Genomic DNA, 16606 nt, shown 5'->3' with positions numbered 1-16606 from the left:
GCGAGGTGACCGGGCCTCGGTGCGTCCGGGGGAGCGGGGCGGGGTCAGCGGAAGGACGAGCCCGAGCGGGCGAAGGCGTCGTCAGGGTGGCTGCGCGGGGGGTGGTACGACGGGGCGTCGCGGGGGTCGTCACCGAGCACGTCGCGCAGCACGGCGCCGCCGACGGCGACCAGCAGGACCAGGGACCAGTGGTGACGCCTCGGCCGGGGCGCGTCACGGGCGCCGCGGGCTACGACCTGCACGTCGAGCGGGGGCTCGCCGACGCGGCCGACGCCGACCTGCTCTGCATCGTGCCGAAGCGCGACTTCCTCGCTCCCTCGCCCGAGGTCGTCGAGCTCGTGCAGCACGTGCACGGCCGCGGTGGTCTGGTGCTCGCGCACTGCACGGCCGCCTTCGTGCTGGGCGAGGCGGGGCTGCTCGACGGACGTCGCTGCACGACCCACTGGCGCCACGCGGCCGCTCTCGCGGCGCGGCACCCCGAGGCGGAGGTGGACCCCGACGTGCTCTACGTCGAGGACCGCGGCATCACGACCGGGGCCGGCTCGGCGGCGGGGCTCGACGCCTCGCTCCACCTCATGCGCGAGCAGGTGGGGGCCCGCCACGCCGTGGCGGCGGCGCGGCGGATGGTGGTCCCGCCGCACCGCGACGGCGGGCAGGCGCAGTTCATCGCCCGGCCCGTGCCGGCCTGCGACGCCGAGACCCTCGGCCCGCTGCTCACCTGGATCGTCGGCCACCTCGACGACGACCTCGACGTCGACGCGCTGGCCCGGCGAGCCCACATGTCACCGCGCACCTTAGCGCGGCGCTTCTGCGCCGAGACCGGCGCGACGCCGCACGCGTGGGTGACCGCGCAGCGGGTGCTGCGCGCCGAGCAGTTGCTGGAGCAGACCGACCGTCCCGTCGAGTGGGTCGCAGCGGAGGTCGGCTTCGGCGGGGCGGCGGCGCTGCGACACCACTTCACCCGGGTGCGCGGGGTCAGCCCGCAGCAGTACCGCCGTCAGTTCGCCTGCTGAGCGTCCGCTGACGCGGGGGCGACCCCGGGCAGGTCGAGGCGGCGCACCTTGCCGGTCGGGGTGCGCGGGAGCGCCGAGAGGCGGTGCCACTCCTTCGGCCGCTTCGGCGGTGACAGCCGCTCGCGCGCCCACGCGTCCAGCGCCGCCTCGCCGGCCGTGCCCACGACCGCCGCGCAGACCCGCTGTCCCCAGCGCTCGTCGGGCACGCCGTAGACCGCGACGTCGTCGACCCCGTCGAGCTCGGCCAGCGCCTGCTCGACCTCGAGCGGGTAGACGTTGACGCCGCCGGTGATGACGAGGTCCTCGCGGCGCCCGTCGAGCCAGAGGTAGCCGTCGTCGTCGAGCCGGCCGAGGTCGCCCACGCTGAACGCCGGCCCCTGCGGGGTGCTGCGCCACGCCGCGGCGGTCTTCGCCGGTGCGTGGAGGTAGGTGAAGCGCGCGTGCTCGGGCACGACGCACCAGATGGTGCCGTCCGGGTCGGTCGACAGGTGCCGGCCGGGGCGCGCGCGTCCGACGGTGCCGGGTCGCTCCTGCCACTCCTCGCTGCGGCAGGCGGTGAACTGGCCCTCGGTGGAGCCGTAGAACTCCCAGGTGGAGCCGGGCGGGAAGGCCGCGACCAGTCGGCGCTTGACGGCCTCGGGGCACGGCGCGCCGGCGTGGGCCACGAGCCGGAAGGACGAGAGCTCGGGCCAGCCCTCGGTGTCCCAGTGCGCGAAGAGCCGCTGCAGGTGCGCCGGCACGCAGAACACCGTCGTCGGCCGCTCCCGCGCGATCGCCGCGGTCGCCGTGGCGGGGTCGAAGGGGCCCGGCACGACCACGCGCCCGCCCGCCAGCAGGGTGCCGCAGGCGAAGCGGAGCGGTGCGGAGTGGTGCAGCGGGCTCAGCACCAGGTGCACGTCGTCGGCACGGAAGCCCCAGAGGTCGCGCTCCTCGGTCAGCAGCGCGCGGGCGTCGGCGACGTCGAGCAGGCCGCTCGAGACGCCCTTCGGGACACCGGTGGTGCCGGAGGTGCAGTGGACGGGGCGCGCCCGCGGGAGCAGCCGGCGCGGCTCGTCGGGCAGCGTGCCCGCCACGGCGTCGCGCAGCCGGGCGAGGTCGGCCGGGGCGTCGACCACCAGGTCGGGCCGCACGGACCCGAGCAGCACCTCGCGCTCGCGGGCGGTGAGGCGCGGGTCGAGCGGCACCGGCAGGACGCCGACGGCGAGCAGCCCGAGCACGAGGTCGACGTACGCCGCGTCCGCCGGCACGAGCAGGGCCACCAGCGAGCCTGGGGGCAGGCCGGGCAGGCCCGGCAGCGGGTCGGGCAGGGCCTGCGGGAACGGTGCGGTGCCGGCGGCAGGGCTCACGCGGCCGACCCTAGGCGACCGGCGGGGCGCTAGCGTGACCCCGTGCGCGTGGGACTCACCGGCGGGATCGCCTCGGGCAAGAGCACGGTGTCGGCGCTGCTGCGCGAGCTGGGCGCCGTCGTCATCGACGCCGACGCGCTGGCCCGCGAGGTGGTCGCGGCCGGCACGCCCGGTCTCGCCGCCGTGGTGGCGGCCTTCGGCAACGAGGTCCTGACCCCCGGGGGGGAGCTCGACCGCCCGGCCGTCGGTCGGCTGGTCTTCGCCGACGCCGAGCAGCGCCGGCGCCTCGAGGCGATCGTGCACCCGCTGGTCTTCGAGCGGGTGGTCGCGCTGGAGGCGGAGGCCGGCCCCGACGACCTCGTGGTCCACGACGTGCCACTGCTCGTCGAGTCGGGACGGGCCGCGACCTTCGACGCCGTCGTCGTGGTCGAGGCGCCCCACGACCTGCAGGTGCAGCGCATGCTGGAGGACCGCGGCATGACCCGCGAGGACGCGGAGGCCCGGATCGCGGCCCAGGCGACGCCCGAGCAGCGGCGTGCGGTCGCCACCCACCTCGTCGTCAACGACAGCACCCGGGAGGCGCTGGCAGCCCGGGTGCGCGAGGTCCACGCCGACCTCGCGGGGCGGCTGCCCGCCTGACCACCTCGGCGCGGGTCGGCTGGTGCGCGCGGGTTAGCGTGGCGGGGTGCTCCGCTCCCCGCGCCGCTCGCCCTCTCGCCCCCCGCTCGCCCCCCTCGCGCTCGCCGGCCTGCTGACCTCTGCGCTCCTCGCCGGGTGCGGTGCCGCCGACGACGCGGCCCCGGCGCGCTCGGAGTCGTCCCCCGCGGCGCCCGCCTCGGACCGCGCGACCGGGGCCGACGGGGCCGACGAGGCCACCGGCGCCGAGCCCGACCCCGACGCTCCGACGGGCTGGGGCCCCACCGAGGGCGAGCTGGCCCAGGCTCGGGAGACGGTGGCGGGCTGGGACGCCGCCCGCCTGGCCGGTCAGGTGGTGGTCGGGCGCTACCGCGGCACCGACCCCGCCGAGGCGGCCGCGCTCGTCGGCGACCTCGGCCTCGCCGGACTCTCGGTGACGGCCGAGAACGTCGTCGACGCCGACCAGGTGCGCGCCCTCACCGCAGCGGTCGGCGAGGCCCACGCCGCGACCGGCCGGGCCTGGCCGCCGGTGCTGGGGGTCGACCAGGAGGGTGGTGTGGTCTCGCACCTCGACGGCGTCGCGACCGACTTCCCGTCCTTCGCGACCGCCGGCACGGTCGTCGAGACGGACGGCCGCGCCGGCCAGCGCGTCGTGCGCGACGCGGCGGAGGCGTTGGCGCTCGAGCTGCGGGCCCTCGGCTTCACCTGGGTGTGGGCACCCGTCGGCGACGTCACCGTGGGGGCGGCCGACCCCACCATCGGGTCGCGGTCGCCGTCGGAGGAGCCGCAGGTCGCCTCGCGGGCCGTCGCCTCGGCGCTGCGCGGCTACCGCGACGCGGCGCTGGCCTCCACCGTCAAGCACTTCCCGGGCCACGGCAGCGTCACCGCCGACAGCCACGAGGTGCTGCCGCTGCTCGACGCCAGCCTGGCCGAGCTGCAGGCGCGCGACCTCGTGCCGTTCCGCCGTGCCGTCGAGGTCGGGGCGCCGGCCGTCATGGTCGGTCACCTCGACACCCGCGCCGTCGCACCCGGGGTGCCGTCGAGCACCGCGCCCGAGGTCTACGACCTGCTGCGCGACGACCTGGGCTTCGAGGGCGTGGCCGTGACCGACTCGCTCGGGATGGGCGCGGTCGCCGCCGTGCCGAAGCCGGCGGTCGCCGCGCTCGCGGCGGGTGCCGACCTGCTGCTGATGCCGGTCGACACGCGCCGCACCGTCGGCACGCTCACCGCCGCGATCGAGGACGGCACCGTGCCGCGCGAGCGCGCGGAGGAGGCCGCGGCCCGCGTCGTCGCGCTGCAGCTGTGGCTGGCGCGCACGACGGGTGAGGTCGCGGTCCCCGAGGACGCCGACGCCCGCGCAGCCGAGGCTGCGCGGGCGCTGGAGGAGGCGGCGTACTGAGCGGTCGCGGACTGCTGCGCGACCGGTCCGCTCAGGCGGCGAGGTCGGGGTCGGCGAAGCCCCGCAGCTTCTGCAGGGCCTCGCGCTCGAGCTGACGCACCCGCTCGGCGGAGATGCCGTGCTTGGCGCCGATGTCGGCCAGCTTGTGCTGGCGACCGTCGGCGAGGCCGTAGCGCGAGCGGATGATGTCGGCGGCGCGCTCGTCGAGGCGCGAGACCAGCAGGTTGAGCCGGTCGCGGGATTCGTGGTCGAGCACGTTGACGTCGGGACCGGGGGCGGTCTCCTGCGCCATCAGGTCGCCCAGCGAGGTGTCGCCGTCCTCGTCGACCGGGGTGTCGAGGCTGACGTGCTCGCGGCCCCAGGCGATGAGGTCGAGCACCCGCTCGAGCTCCATGCCGAGCTCCTCGGCGATCTCCGCCGGCTCGGGCTCGCGCCCGAGCTGCCGCTCCAGGGTCCGGCGCGCACCGCCGACCTGGTTGAGCTCTTCGACGACGTGCACGGGCAGCCGCACCACGCGGGCCTGCTGGGCGATGCCGCGGGTGATGGCCTGGCGCACCCACCAGGTGGCGTAGGTGGAGAACTTGTAGCCCTTGGCGTAGTCGAACTTCTCGACCGCGCGGATCAGGCCGGTGTTGCCCTCCTGGATCAGGTCGAGCATCGGCATCTGCGCCCGGCCGTACTTGCGGGCGATCGAGACGACGAGGCGCAGGTTGGCGGTGATGAAGGTGTCCACCGCCTTGCGGCCCTCCTCGGCGAGCCACTCGAGCTCCTCCTGCGAGGCGGTCATCGGGGCGCCGCCCTTGCGGCGGCCGACGCGGCCCTCGCGCAGCAGGTGCTCGGCGTAGAGCCCCGCCTCGATGGTCTTCGACAGCTCCACCTCGGTGGCGGCGTCGAGGAGCGGGTTGCGCGCGATCTCGTCGAGGTAGAGGCCGACGCTGTCGCGCCCCTCGATCTCGCGGGCACCGGTCGCGCGGGGGGCGGGCACCTTGGGCGCGGTGCTGGGCGCCGGGGTGCTGGACGTGGGGGCGGTGCGTGTCGCCGTGCTCGTGGCCATGGAGCCCTCCTCCTTCGCGGGTACGCTGCGGGTACCCGATCGTCTGCAACGCATACGCAGCCGGGAGGCTTCCCGGATGGGTCGTGGCGTCTGACTGTTCCGACGCCTCGCAGCCCGGGAAGATTCCGCCGTGGCGGAACTCTCAGGGACTTCTCAGTCCCCCTGCGGCAGGCCGGGTCCCCGGTGGTCCGGGTCGACGTCGGCCAGGCCCATCCGGTCGAGGATCCACGCGAGCGAGAACGCCCGGTCGTGCCAGGCCTGGTAGCGCCCGGAGACGCCGCCGTGGCCCGCCGCCATCTCGGTGCGCAGCAGCACGTCGGGGCGACCGCCGCCGGTGGGGTCCGTGGCCCGCAGCTTGGCCACCCACTTCGCGGGCTCGACGTACAGCACGCGGGTGTCGTTGAGGGACGTCTCGGCGAGGATCGGGGGGTAGGCCTGCGCACCCACCTGGTCGTACGGCGCGTAGCCGGCCATCGCCTCGTAGACCTCGGGGTCTGCCTCGGGGTTGCCCCACTCCTCGTACTCCCCGACGGTCAGCGGCAGCGACGCGTCGAGCATGGAGGTGAGCGCGTCGACGAACGGCACGTTGGCCACGATGCCCCCGAAGAGCTCGGGCGCACGGTTGGCGACCGCGCCCACGAGCAGGCCGCCGGCGCTGCCGCCCTCGGCCACCATCAGCTCGGGGCGGGTCCAGCCGGTCTCGACGAGGTGGCGGGCGCAGGCGGTGAAGTCGTCGAAGGTGTTGGTCTTCGCCAGCAGCTTGCCCTGGTCGTACCACCGCCGGCCCATCTCGCCGCCGCCGCGCACGTGGGCGATGGCGAAGGCCGCGCCACGGTCGAGCAGCGAGAGACGGGCGACGGAGAAGTAGGGGTCGATCGACATCTCGTAGGCGCCGTAGCCGTAGAGCAGCAGCGGGACCGGCCGCGAGCCCATGGTCTCGTCCTCCCGGGCGCCGCGGCGGCACACCACCGAGATCGGCACCTGCGTGCCGTCGTCGGCGGTCGCCCAGAGCCGGTGCTCCTCGTAGTCGGCCGGGTCGTAGCCGCCGAGCACGGGGGTGCGCCGCAGCAGCGTCAGCTCCCGGGTGCGCACGTCGTAGTCGTAGACCGAGCTGGGCACGGCCATCGTGGTGTAGCCCAGGCGGACCGTCGGCTGGTCGAAGGAGGGGTTCGAGCCCGAGCCGATCGTGTACAGCGGCTCCGGGAACTCCACGAGGTGGTCGTCGGACACGCCGGTCTCGTCGAGGTCGAGCACCCGCAGCTGGGTGAGGCCGCCGCTGCGCTGGTGCACCACGAGGTGCGTGCGGAAGGCATCGACGTCCTCGAGGCGCACCGCTGGGTCGTGGGCGATGAGCGGGCGCCACTGCTCGGGCGGGGTGGGGGCGAGGGGCGCGACGCCGAGCTCGTGGTCGGGGCCTGCGGCGTTGTGCAGCACGAGGAAGACGTCCTCGCCGCCCAGCACCGCGTGCTCGAGGTGGTGCTCGAGGCCCTGGCGGCGCTCGCAGAAGACCTGCCAGGTGGCGGTGGCGGGGTCCTCGTGGGTGTCGAGGTAGCGGTACTCGGTGGTGGTCTTGGAGCTGCTCGCGATGACCAGGAAGCGGTCGCTGCGCGTGCGGCCGAGCCCGCTCCAGAAACGCGCGTCGGTCTCGTGGAAGACGAGCTCGTCGTCGGCCTGCGCGGTGCCGAGCCGGTGGCGCCACACCTTGTCGGGACGCCAGGTCTCGTCGACGGTGGAGTAGTAGCAGTCGGTGCCGGAGGGGTGCCAGGTGACGCCGCCGAGCACGCCCGTGAGCTCGTCGTCGAGCAGCCCGCCGGTGGTGAGGTCCTTGAACCGCACGGTGTAGCGCTCGTCGCCGACGGTGTCGACGGCGTAGGCCAGCAGGTCGCCGTCGGCGGTGATCGAGGAGCCGCCGAGGGAGAAGAAGTCGTGGCCCTGCGCGAGCGCGTCGAGGTCGAGCAGCACCTGCTCGCCCGGCAGCGCCGGCTCGTCGGGAGCGCAGTCGGCGGCCGGTCGCGGCGGGGTCCAGTCGTCGGGGTCAGTGACCGGCACGCGGCAGGACGCGCCGTACTCCTTGCCCTCGAACGAGCGGCCGTAGTACCACCAGCCCCGGTTGCGGGTCGGCACCGAGAGGTCGGTCTCGAGGGTGCGCGAACGGATCTCCTCGAAGATCCGCTGCCGCAGGCCGGCGAGGTGGGCGGTGCGCTCCTGGGTCCAGGCGTTCTCGGCCTCCAGGTAGGCGGTGACCTCCGGGGAGCCCTTGTCGCGCAGCCAGTCGTAGTCGTCGACGCGCACGTGGCCGTGGTGGGTCTCCTCGACGGGTCGCGCCTCGGCGCGGGGGGGCTGCTGGGGGCCGGTCGTCATGTCGGTGACGATAGGGGCTGGGTCGTGACCTCCCCGGGGTCGGGCTCGGTCGACGTCCACCGCTGCAGGGCGGGATCGTCCTCGGCGAAGCTGCGCACCGGACCGGAGGGCGACGCCGCGGTCTCGAAGCGCACCGTGACGACGCCGCGCCCCGAGCCCCACACCCAGCCGCGCCCGTGCTCCTCGTGGACCACGTCGGCCCCCGGCGGCCAGGTGCGCCGGCGGGGGAAGGCGGCCTCGAGGTCGACGGGCGCCACCTCGTCGGCGGCCTCGTCGCCGAGCGCGGCGTCGTCGGCGAAGAGGTCCTCCTGCACCCAGTCGGCGAGGCCGGAGACACCGACGCCCAGCAGCCGCACCCCGCCCGAGGTGTCGAGGTCGGCGAGCAGGGTGCGGGCGGTGCGGGCGACGACGCCGGCGGCGTCGGTGGGGGAGGGCAGCGTCGAGGAGCGGCTCAGGGTGGTGAAGTCGTGCAGGCGCACCTTGATCGTCACCGTGCGCCCCGACAACCCGTGCGCGCGCAGCCGGGTCGCCACCTCCCCGGCCTGGCGGGTCAGCAGGCCCTCCATCAGGCGTCGGTCGGTCAGGTCGGTGTCGTAGGTGCCCTCGACGCTCACCGACTTGGCCTCCCGCTCCGCCACGACGGGGCGGTCGTCCTGGGCGCGGGCGAAGGCGTGGAGACCGTGCCCGTGGGCCTTGCCGAGCAGCCGCACCAGCTCGTCGAGGGAGAGCGCCTCGAGGTCGGCGACGGTGTGCACGCCGGCGCGACGCAATCGCTCGGTGGTCTGCGGTCCCACGCCCGGGATCACGCGCGCCGGCATCGGGCGCAGCAGCTCCTGCTCGGTGCCGGGCGGCACGACCGTGAGGCCGTCGGGCTTGTCCAGCTCGCTGGCGACCTTGGCGACGAACTTCGAGCTCGCCAGCCCGACCGAGGCGGTGAGTCCGCCGGTGACCTCGGCGACCCGGGCGCGCAGCCGCTGCGCGACCTCCGTGACGGTCGGCAGCGTCAGGTCGGGCAGGCCGGCGGCGGCCAGGTCGACGAAGGCCTCGTCGAGCGAGAGCGGTTCCACCAGGGGGCTGACCGCGCGGAGCTCGGCCATCACGAGCTCGCTGGCGGCGCGGTAGGCGGGGAACCGTCCGGAGAGGAACGCGGCGTGGGGGCAGCGCGAGCGCGCCTCGCGGGTGGACATCGCGGAGCGCACGCCGAAGCGGCGCGCCTCGTAGGACGCGGTGGCGACCACGCCGCGGCCGCCGGTGCCGCCGACGACGACCGGCTTGCCGCGCAGCGACGGCTTGTCGCGCTGCTCGACCGCCGCGAAGAACGCGTCGAGGTCGAGGTGCAGCACGGAGGCGGTGTCGCGCACCGCCGCACGGTACCCGGGCCACGGCGCGTCCACAGGCCCGCGGCGAGGCCCGCCCGTCCCCAGGCGGGGCCGCTCCGGGCCCACCCGTGCCCGGCGCGCGGCAGCGTGCGGGCATGACGACACCGACCCCCAGCCCTGCGCCCACCTACACCGTCCGCTCACCGGAGGACCTGCTCGCCCTCGTGCCGGTCGTGCTCGGCTTCGAGCCCGAGGAGTCCGTGACGCTGCTCGGATTCCCCGACACACGTGGCGTGCGCCAGGGACGGTGCTTCCACGGCCGCGTCGACCTGCCCGACGGGCCCGACACCGCCACGCCCGACGCCCACGAGGTGCACCGGCTCGTCGAGGCGATCACCGAGCCCGTGGTCCGGCACGCGGTGCCCCGCGTCGTGCTGGTGGTCCACTCGACCCGACCCGCGCTCGCCGGGGTCGTGGTCGACGCACTGCTCGCCGCGCTGGCCGAGCGGGCTCCGGGCGCGGTGGTGCCCGGGGTCGTGCTCGCTGACGGTCGACGGTGGTGGACGCTGCCCGGCGGCGGCCCGCCGCGAGCGGGGTGCGCGTACGACGTCGCGCACCACCCGCTGCGCCTGCAGGCCGTCGTCGACGGACGTGTGACGCACCCCTCCCGCGCCGCCCTCGCGGCGACGCTGGACCCGGAGCCCTCCGCGGTCGCCCGGGTCGCCGAGGCGGCTCGGTCGCGGCCGTGGCTGGTGCCGGCGGCGGGACCGGGACGGCCGGGGGACCCGGGGGAGCCGGGGGAGCCGGACGGGGCCGCCACGGCGGCAGAGCGCGACGCCGCGTTCGTGGGGGAGGCGGTGCGCGGCGCGATGCGGCCGCCGACGGAGCGGCCGGTGCTCGACGACGACGCCGCGGCGCGGCTGCTGCTGGCCGTGCGCGAGCCCGCGCTGCGCGAGGTCGCCTGCCTGCTGCTGACCCGTGCCACCGCCGAGGCCCACACCACGCTGTGGCGCGACCTGGTGCGCCGGGCGCCCGACCACCTGCGCGGACCGGCCGCCACGCTGCTGGCGCTGAGCGCGTGGGTGGCCGGCGACGGCGCGCTGGCCTGGTGCGCGCTCGACCGCTGCGGTGCGGGCGGCCCCGCCGCCACCCTGGCCGACCTCGTTGCCTCGATGCTCGAGCGGGCCGTGCCGCCCGAGGTGTGGGAGCGCTGCGTGCAGGCGGCCTGAGCCCGCGGGCCGGGGCGGAGTCGGGGCGGAGTCGGGGTCACCCCGGCGGCACCGCATCGCCGCGGCCCGCGCTGGCTACTGTGCGGCCATGGGTGAAGAGGTCGAGGCACAGGAGTTCAGCCGCGCCGACCGCACGCGCCACCGCGAGAAGGTGCGGCGCTGCCTCGACGTCTTCGCGCGGATGCTGCGCGACGCGCGCTTCGACACCGACGACCCGATGACCGGCCTCGAGGTCGAGCTCAACCTCGTCGACGATGCGGAGGACCCCGCGCTCAAGGGCACCGAGGCGCTCGAGGCGATCGCCGACCCCGACTTCCAGACCGAGCTCGGCCAGTTCAACGTCGAGATCAACGTCGAGCCGGCCCGGCTGCGGGCGCGGGGGCTGTCCGGCTTCGAGGAGTCGCTGCGCCGCAGCCTCAACGACGCGGAGGAGAAGTCGGCCGCCGTCGGCGCCCACCTCGTCATGGTCGGCATCCTGCCGACGCTGGGGGAGGGGCACCTGACCCGCGACAGCCTCACCCCCAACCCTCGCTACGACCTGCTGAGCCGGCAGATCCTCGCCGCGCGCGGCGAGGACATCGTCATCGCGATCGCCGGGGAGGAGAGCCTCGAGACCACGGCCGACTCGATCGTGCCTGAGGCGGCCTGCACCAGCACGCAGCTGCACGTGCAGACCTCGCCGGACCAGTTCGCCTCCTACTGGAACGCGGCCCAGGCGATCGCGTCGGTGCAGCTCGCCGTCGGGGCGAACTCGCCGTTCCTCCTCGGCAAGGAGCTCTGGCGCGAGACGCGCATCCCGCTCTTCGAGCAGGCCACCGACACCCGCAGCGAGGAGCTGAAGGTGCAGGGGGTGCGACCCCGGGTGTGGTTCGGCGAGCGGTGGATCACCTCGGTCTTCGACCTGTTCGAGGAGAACGTCCGCTACTTCCCCGCCCTGCTGCCGGTCACAGACGACGAGGACCCGATCGAGGTCCTCGAGCACGGCGGCACGCCCAGCCTCGCCGAGCTGCGCCTGCACAACGGCACCATCTACCGCTGGAACCGCCCCGTCTACGACATCGCGCACGGCACCCCGCACCTCCGCGTCGAGAACCGCGTGCTCGCCGCGGGCCCCACCGTCGTCGACACCCTCGCCAACGGCGCGTTCTGGTGGGGCCTGGTGCGGCGCCTCGCCGAGGACGAGCGCCCCCTGTGGTCGCAGATGTCCTTCAGCGCCGCCGAGGAGAACTTCCACGCCGCGGCCCGCCACGGCATCGACGCCACCGTCTACTGGCCGGGCGTGGGGCAGGTGGGCGCCACCGAGCTGGTGCTGCGCCGTCTGCTCCCGCTGGCCCACGAGGGCCTCGAGGCGTGGGGCGTGGATGCCGACGAGCGCGACCGCTACCTCGGGATCGTCGAGCAGCGCTGCCTGACGGGCACCAACGGTGCCTCCTGGTTCGCGCGCCGCTACCACGAGCGGGTCGGGGACGCGGCCGGCGCCGGCTCGCGCGGCGACGCGCTGCGCGCCACGCTCGGGGAGTACCGCACCCGCATGCACACCAACGAGCCGGTGCACACCTGGGACTGAGGCCGGCCTCGGGCCCGGGGGGAGGCCGAGGTGCTGGGTTGCCGATCCCGGCCGTGGTCAGCGTCGCGCGCGGAGCCGGCGCCAGGTGCGCTCCTCGCCGGTGCGCGGGTCGCGCCACCCCTGGCGGGTGACGACGACGAAGGTGAGCGGCACCCCGAGCTCGCGGTGGGCGCAGTCCGCAGCGGCCAGCCAGGCCCGCTCGCAGTCGGGCTCGTCCCACACCGCGGGTCGCGCCAACCAGGTGATCGGTGCCGGGCAGGCGACGTCGTCGGGCAGGGCGCGGCCCAGCATGATGGCGACGAGGTCGCAGCGCAGCGCGTGGTCGAGGACGACCGGCGCCGCCCGCGCGTGGCCGCGGGGCCCGGTGGTCCCGCCGGTCCCCGCGCCGTGGTCGGCGACGCGCGACCACCGGCCCCGGGGGTCACCGACCGAGACCGTCGGCGTGAAGACGGTCGGCAGGCCGCGGCCCGCGAGGTCGAGCACCGCGGCGCGCAGCACGTCCTGGCGCCAGCGCGCCGGGTCGGGGCGGATGGGCCTGCTCATGCGGGCAGCCTGCCCGGGCGACCGTGCCCGCGCGAGCGGCTCTCCACAAGCCTCCCGCGGCGCCCCTCGATGGGCTAGCGTCACCAGCACGTCGTCCGACCCGCGGCCTCGGGCCGGGGCACGGGCGGCACCGCAGCGTGCGGGTGCTGGTCAGCAGTCGCCAGCAGTGGTCACCAGCGGTCAGCAGTGAGCACCACCGTTCCGGACCGAGCAGCAGGAGGGTCGATGGGCACCGTCGTCGTCGGGTACGTCCCCAAGCCGGAGGGCGAGGCAGCCCTCCAGCGCGCCATCGCGGAGGCGCAGCTGCGCCGCACCCGCCTGGTGGTGGTCAACTCCCACCGCGGCGGCAGCGACTTCGACCGCGACGCCGCGGCGCAGGCCGAGGAGGAGATGGGCAAGGCGCGCGCCGTGCTCGACGCCTCCGGGGTCGACTACGACGTCCGTCAGCTCGTGCGCGGTTTCGAGCCCGCCGAGGACCTCATCTCCATCGCCGAGGCCAACGACGCCGAGCTCATCGTCATCGGGCTGCGCCGCCGCTCGCCGGTCGGCAAGCTCATACTCGGCAGCAACGCGCAGCGCATCCTGCTCGACGCCCACTGCCCCGTGATGGCGGTCAAGGCGGGCGACTGACCCAGCCGGTGGGGGCGGCGGCTCCTGCAGGTGCGGCACGATGGGCGCATGGCCCTGCAGATCACTGGTGACCCCGCCGCCGACCGGGTGCTCGAGGAGTCCCCGTTCGCCCTGCTCGCGGGGATGATGCTCGACCAGCAGTACCCCATGGAGCACGCCTTCCGAGGGCCGCACAAGGTGCTCGGACGACTCGGCTCGTTCGAGCCCGCGGCCGTCGCCGCGGCCGACCCCGAGGAGTTCGCCGCGCTGTGCGCCGAGACCCCGGCCGTGCACCGGTTCCCCGGATCGATGGCCGCGCGCCTGCAGGAGCTGGCGCGCATCGTCGAGGACGAGTACGCCGGTGACGCCAGCCGGTTGTGGACCGAGGCGGCCGACGCCCGTGACCTGCTGCGCCGGGTCCAGGCGCTGCCCGGCTTCGGCAGGCAGAAGGCGCAGATCTTCGTGGCCCTCCTCGCCAAGCAGCGAGGCGTGCGCCCCGACGGCTGGGAGCAGGTGGTCGGCGACTACGCGCTCGAGGGCCACCGCTCGGTGGCCGACGTGGTGGACGAGGCCTCGCTGCAGAAGGTGCGCGAGCACAAGAAGCAGGCGAAGGCAGCCGCGAAGACGGCGCGCCCGGGGGCCGACGCAGCGCGCGCCTGAGGCCGCCCCGTGGTCGAGCCGCGCCCACCGGCGTGGCACACTGAGGGGGCGGCCTTGACGTATCCGGGCCTCGCCGCGCCCCCATGTCGCTGACGAGAGGTGTTCGTGTCCTCGAACGCACGCAAGCTGCTCCCCGCCGAGGTGCTCGCGCACCCGGCCGTCGCCGCCCTGGTCGCGCAGGGAGGCCCGACGGGCACCCTGACGCCCGACCAGGTGCGCCAGGCCAGCGAGGACGCGGCGATCGAGCCCCGGCACCTCAAGGCGCTGCTGGGGCACCTCAGCAGCCTCGGGATCTCGGTCGACATCCCGGTCGGCACCGGGCGGGCGGTCGCGGCCACGAGCACGCGCCGCACGACGACCGCCAAGACGACCGCGAAGGCCGCCCCCGCGAAGAAGGCCGCCGCGAAGAAGGCGCCGGCCAAGAAGGCTGCCGCGTCCGCCGCCGCGGCCGACGAGCTCGCGCCGCTGGCACCGACGAGCGGTGTGGCCCCCGACGGCACCGTCGAGGTCGCGGTCCCGGTCGACGGCGTCGCCCCCGCCGCGGTGGGCCCCGACGGCAAGAAGGTCCTGCCCGACATCCCCGACGAGCAGTTCGAGAAGGACGTCGCGACCGACCCGACGATCAAGCAGGACGAGAAGGAGGGCACGTTCGTCGTCAGCGCCGCCGACGACACCGACGAGCCCGAGCAGCAGGTCATGGTCGCCGGCGCGACCGCCGACCCGGTCAAGGACTACCTCAAGCAGATCGGCAAGGTCCCCCTCCTCAACGCCGAGATGGAGGTCGAGCTCGCCAAGCGCATCGAGGCCGGCCTCTTCGCCGAGGAGAAGCTCGCCAAGGGCGGCAAGATCACGGCCAAGGTGCTCGAGGAGCTCGAGTGGATCGCCGAGGACGGCCGCCGCGCGAAGAACCACCTGCTCGAGGCCAACCTGCGCCTCGTCGTCTCGCTGGCCAAGCGCTACACCGGGCGCGGCATGCTCTTCCTCGACCTGATCCAGGAGGGCAACCTCGGCCTGATCCGCGCGGTCGAGAAGTTCGACTACACCAAGGGCTACAAGTTCTCGACCTACGCCACGTGGTGGATCCGCCAGGCGATCACCCGCGCCATGGCCGACCAGGCGCGCACCATCCGCATCCCGGTGCACATGGTCGAGGTCATCAACAAGCTCGCCCGCGTGCAGCGGCAGATGCTGCAGGACCTCGGTCGCGAGCCCACCCCGGAGGAGCTCGCCAAGGAGCTCGACATGACCCCCGAGAAGGTCGTCGAGGTCCAGAAGTACGGCCGCGAGCCGATCTCGCTGCACACCCCGCTCGGCGAGGACGGCGACTCGGAGTTCGGTGACCTCATCGAGGACTCCGAGGCGATCGTGCCGGCCGACGCGGTGTCGTTCACGCTCCTGCAGGAGCAGCTGCACGCGGTCCTCGACACCCTGTCCGAGCGCGAGGCGGGCGTGGTGTCCATGCGGTTCGGGCTGACCGACGGCCAGCCCAAGACGCTCGACGAGATCGGCAAGGTCTACGGCGTGACCCGGGAGCGGATCCGCCAGATCGAGTCGAAGACGATGTCGAAGCTGCGTCACCCCTCGCGCTCCCAGGTCCTGCGCGACTACCTCGACTGACGCGTCACGCGCCACGCGGCCCCCGACCGGTGCTCCGGCGGGGGCCGCGGTGCGTCCAGGGACACCTGCGGCAGATCTTCAAGAATGCCTCAAGGAAGACCGGAGATCGCCGATGATGAGGGCACGGCCGCCGGTGGGGGCGGCCCGGACCCCCCAGGAGCAGTCGTGCAGATCCGTCGCCACCTCGCGGCCGCCCTCGCCGTCCTCGTCGCCGCCTCGGTGGTCGCCGTGACCCCCGGGTCGGCCTCGGCCCGCCCGACCTCCTCCACGGGGCGCGTCGTGAAGGCACCGACGACCACCGCGACCTCGCCGAGCAGCGCCACGACGGTCTCGCTGCCCGGTCGCGCCTTCGGTGTCGCGGCTCCGGGCCTGCCGTGGGACACCTCGGTGCTGGAGCAGGTGGCGGCGCAGACGGGTCGCATGCCGAACCTCGCGATGTGGTACGTCGCGTGGTCCGACGGCGGCGACTTCCCCGCGCAGGCCGCGGCGCGGGTCGCCGCCCTCGGCGCGACCCCCGAGGTCACGTGGGAGCCGTGGAACCCGGCGTACGGCGTCGACCAGCCGGCGTACGCGCTCGACCGGATCGCGGGTGGCGCGTTCGACGCCTACGTGACGAAGTGGGCCAAGCAGCTCAAGGCCTACGCCGGGCCGGTCGTGCTGCGCTTCGCCCACGAGATGAACGGCAACTGGTACCCCTGGGCCGAGGGCGTCAACGGCAACGGCGCCGGCGACTACGTGGCGGCCTGGAAGCGCGTGCGGGGCATCTTCACCAAGCAGGGCGTGACCAACGTGATGTGGAAGTGGTCGCCCAACGTGCCGTTCCCCGGCACCCCCGCGCTGAAGGGCCTCTACCCCGGTGACGGGCTGGTCGAGCACGTCGCGCTCGACGGCTACAACTGGTCGACGCTGCTCCCCGGCACCCGGTGGACCGGCTTCGCCGACATCTTCTTCGCCGGCTACCAGGAGATCCGCTCCTTCACCGCCAAGCCGTTCTACGTCGGTGAGGTGAGCTCGACCGAGGTCGGTGGCGACAAGGCCTCCTGGGTCTACGGCATGTTCGCCACGCTCGCGGAGGTGCCGGACTGGCGCGGCTTCACCTGGTTCGAGTTCGACAAGGAGTCCGACTGGCGCATCGCCAGCTCCGGCACCTCCCGCTCGGCCTTCGAGGACGCGCTGCGCACCTACCGCTGACGGCAGGCCCTCGGGAGGGGGCCGCTCGACCAGACCGTGTGCCACTCCAGCCACACCCGTTC

Annotated in this window: 14 protein-coding genes; 9 read left to right on the top strand and 5 right to left on the bottom strand. The window is 74.9% G+C overall.

The genetic code is table 11. From position 1 onward, the window contains the following. Positions 1-101 precede the first annotated feature (101 nt). Complete coding sequence (locus BJ989_RS12500) at positions 102-1013, top strand: GlxA family transcriptional regulator (RefSeq protein ID WP_343049327.1); 912 nt, start codon at positions 102-104, stop codon at positions 1011-1013. Here the strand turns inward: BJ989_RS12500 and BJ989_RS12495 are convergent. Next, positions 998-2359 carry a class I adenylate-forming enzyme family protein gene (locus tag BJ989_RS12495; RefSeq protein ID WP_343049326.1) on the bottom strand — a complete coding sequence of 454 codons (1362 nt, stop codon included), beginning with the start codon at positions 2357-2359 and terminating at the stop codon, positions 998-1000. The genes BJ989_RS12500 and BJ989_RS12495 overlap by 16 nt on opposite strands. A 42-nt stretch (positions 2360-2401) precedes the next feature. Here BJ989_RS12495 and coaE point away from each other — a divergent pair, with 42 nt between their 5' ends. Both coaE and BJ989_RS12485 read left to right on the top strand, forming a co-directional pair. After that, positions 2402-2998, top strand: coding sequence for a dephospho-CoA kinase (gene coaE, locus BJ989_RS12490; RefSeq protein WP_179518477.1), 597 nt, complete (start codon positions 2402-2404; stop codon positions 2996-2998). Between the two features lie 46 nt (positions 2999-3044). Further along, on the top strand, positions 3045-4394 hold the full coding sequence (locus BJ989_RS12485; RefSeq protein WP_179518476.1) for a glycoside hydrolase family 3 N-terminal domain-containing protein: 1350 nt from the start codon (positions 3045-3047) through the stop codon (positions 4392-4394). A gap of 31 nt (positions 4395-4425) precedes the next feature. On the opposite strand, the gene BJ989_RS12480 is transcribed toward BJ989_RS12485, so the two are convergent. From BJ989_RS12480 to BJ989_RS12470, 3 genes are all read right to left on the bottom strand, one after another. Beyond that, positions 4426-5448, bottom strand: a complete 1023-nt coding sequence (locus BJ989_RS12480) for a sigma-70 family RNA polymerase sigma factor (RefSeq protein ID WP_246283440.1) — start codon at positions 5446-5448, stop codon at positions 4426-4428. Between the two features lie 153 nt (positions 5449-5601). Then, a complete protein-coding gene (locus BJ989_RS12475; RefSeq protein WP_179518475.1) occupies positions 5602-7809 on the bottom strand; it encodes a S9 family peptidase in 2208 nt (735 codons plus the stop codon). After that, complete coding sequence (locus BJ989_RS12470) at positions 7806-9170, bottom strand: DNA polymerase IV (RefSeq protein ID WP_179518474.1); 1365 nt, start codon at positions 9168-9170, stop codon at positions 7806-7808. Before BJ989_RS12470 ends, BJ989_RS12475 begins: the two co-directional genes overlap by 4 nt. A 113-nt stretch (positions 9171-9283) precedes the next feature. Between BJ989_RS12470 and BJ989_RS12465 the strand changes: the two genes are divergently transcribed. Both BJ989_RS12465 and BJ989_RS12460 read left to right on the top strand, forming a co-directional pair. Continuing rightward, entirely contained in the window at positions 9284-10357 is a 1074-nt protein-coding gene (locus BJ989_RS12465) for a DUF4192 domain-containing protein (RefSeq protein WP_179518473.1), read from the top strand. Between the two features lie 88 nt (positions 10358-10445). After that, positions 10446-11924, top strand: coding sequence for a glutamate-cysteine ligase family protein (locus BJ989_RS12460; protein ID WP_179518472.1), 1479 nt, complete (start codon positions 10446-10448; stop codon positions 11922-11924). A 57-nt stretch (positions 11925-11981) separates the two neighbouring features. Here the strand turns inward: BJ989_RS12460 and BJ989_RS12455 are convergent, their stop codons facing one another. Beyond that, positions 11982-12467, bottom strand: a complete 486-nt coding sequence (locus BJ989_RS12455; protein WP_179518471.1) for a hypothetical protein — start codon at positions 12465-12467, stop codon at positions 11982-11984. A 225-nt stretch (positions 12468-12692) separates the two neighbouring features. Between BJ989_RS12455 and BJ989_RS12450 the strand changes: the two genes are divergently transcribed. The 4 genes from BJ989_RS12450 to BJ989_RS12435 all read left to right on the top strand — a co-directional run bounded on the left by BJ989_RS12450 (position 12693) and on the right by BJ989_RS12435 (position 16544). Then, positions 12693-13097, top strand: a complete 405-nt coding sequence (locus BJ989_RS12450) for a universal stress protein (RefSeq protein ID WP_179518470.1) — start codon at positions 12693-12695, stop codon at positions 13095-13097. Positions 13098-13145: 48 nt separating this feature from the next. Then, entirely contained in the window at positions 13146-13736 is a 591-nt protein-coding gene (locus BJ989_RS12445; RefSeq protein ID WP_179518469.1) for an HhH-GPD-type base excision DNA repair protein, read from the top strand. A 99-nt stretch (positions 13737-13835) separates the two neighbouring features. Then, positions 13836-15353 carry an RNA polymerase sigma factor gene (locus tag BJ989_RS12440; protein WP_343049325.1) on the top strand — a complete coding sequence of 506 codons (1518 nt, stop codon included), beginning with the start codon at positions 13836-13838 and terminating at the stop codon, positions 15351-15353. Between the two features lie 165 nt (positions 15354-15518). Then, positions 15519-16544 (top strand): glycosyl hydrolase, encoded by a 1026-nt coding sequence (locus tag BJ989_RS12435; RefSeq protein ID WP_179518468.1) that lies wholly within the window; start codon positions 15519-15521, stop codon positions 16542-16544. Positions 16545-16606 lie beyond the last annotated feature (62 nt).

It is taken from the genome of Nocardioides perillae (assembly GCF_013409425.1).
Lineage (GTDB): Bacteria > Actinomycetota > Actinomycetes > Propionibacteriales > Nocardioidaceae > Nocardioides > Nocardioides perillae.
Note: the sequence above shows the minus strand (reverse complement) of the source record. Positions and strands in the feature narration are given on the sequence as shown.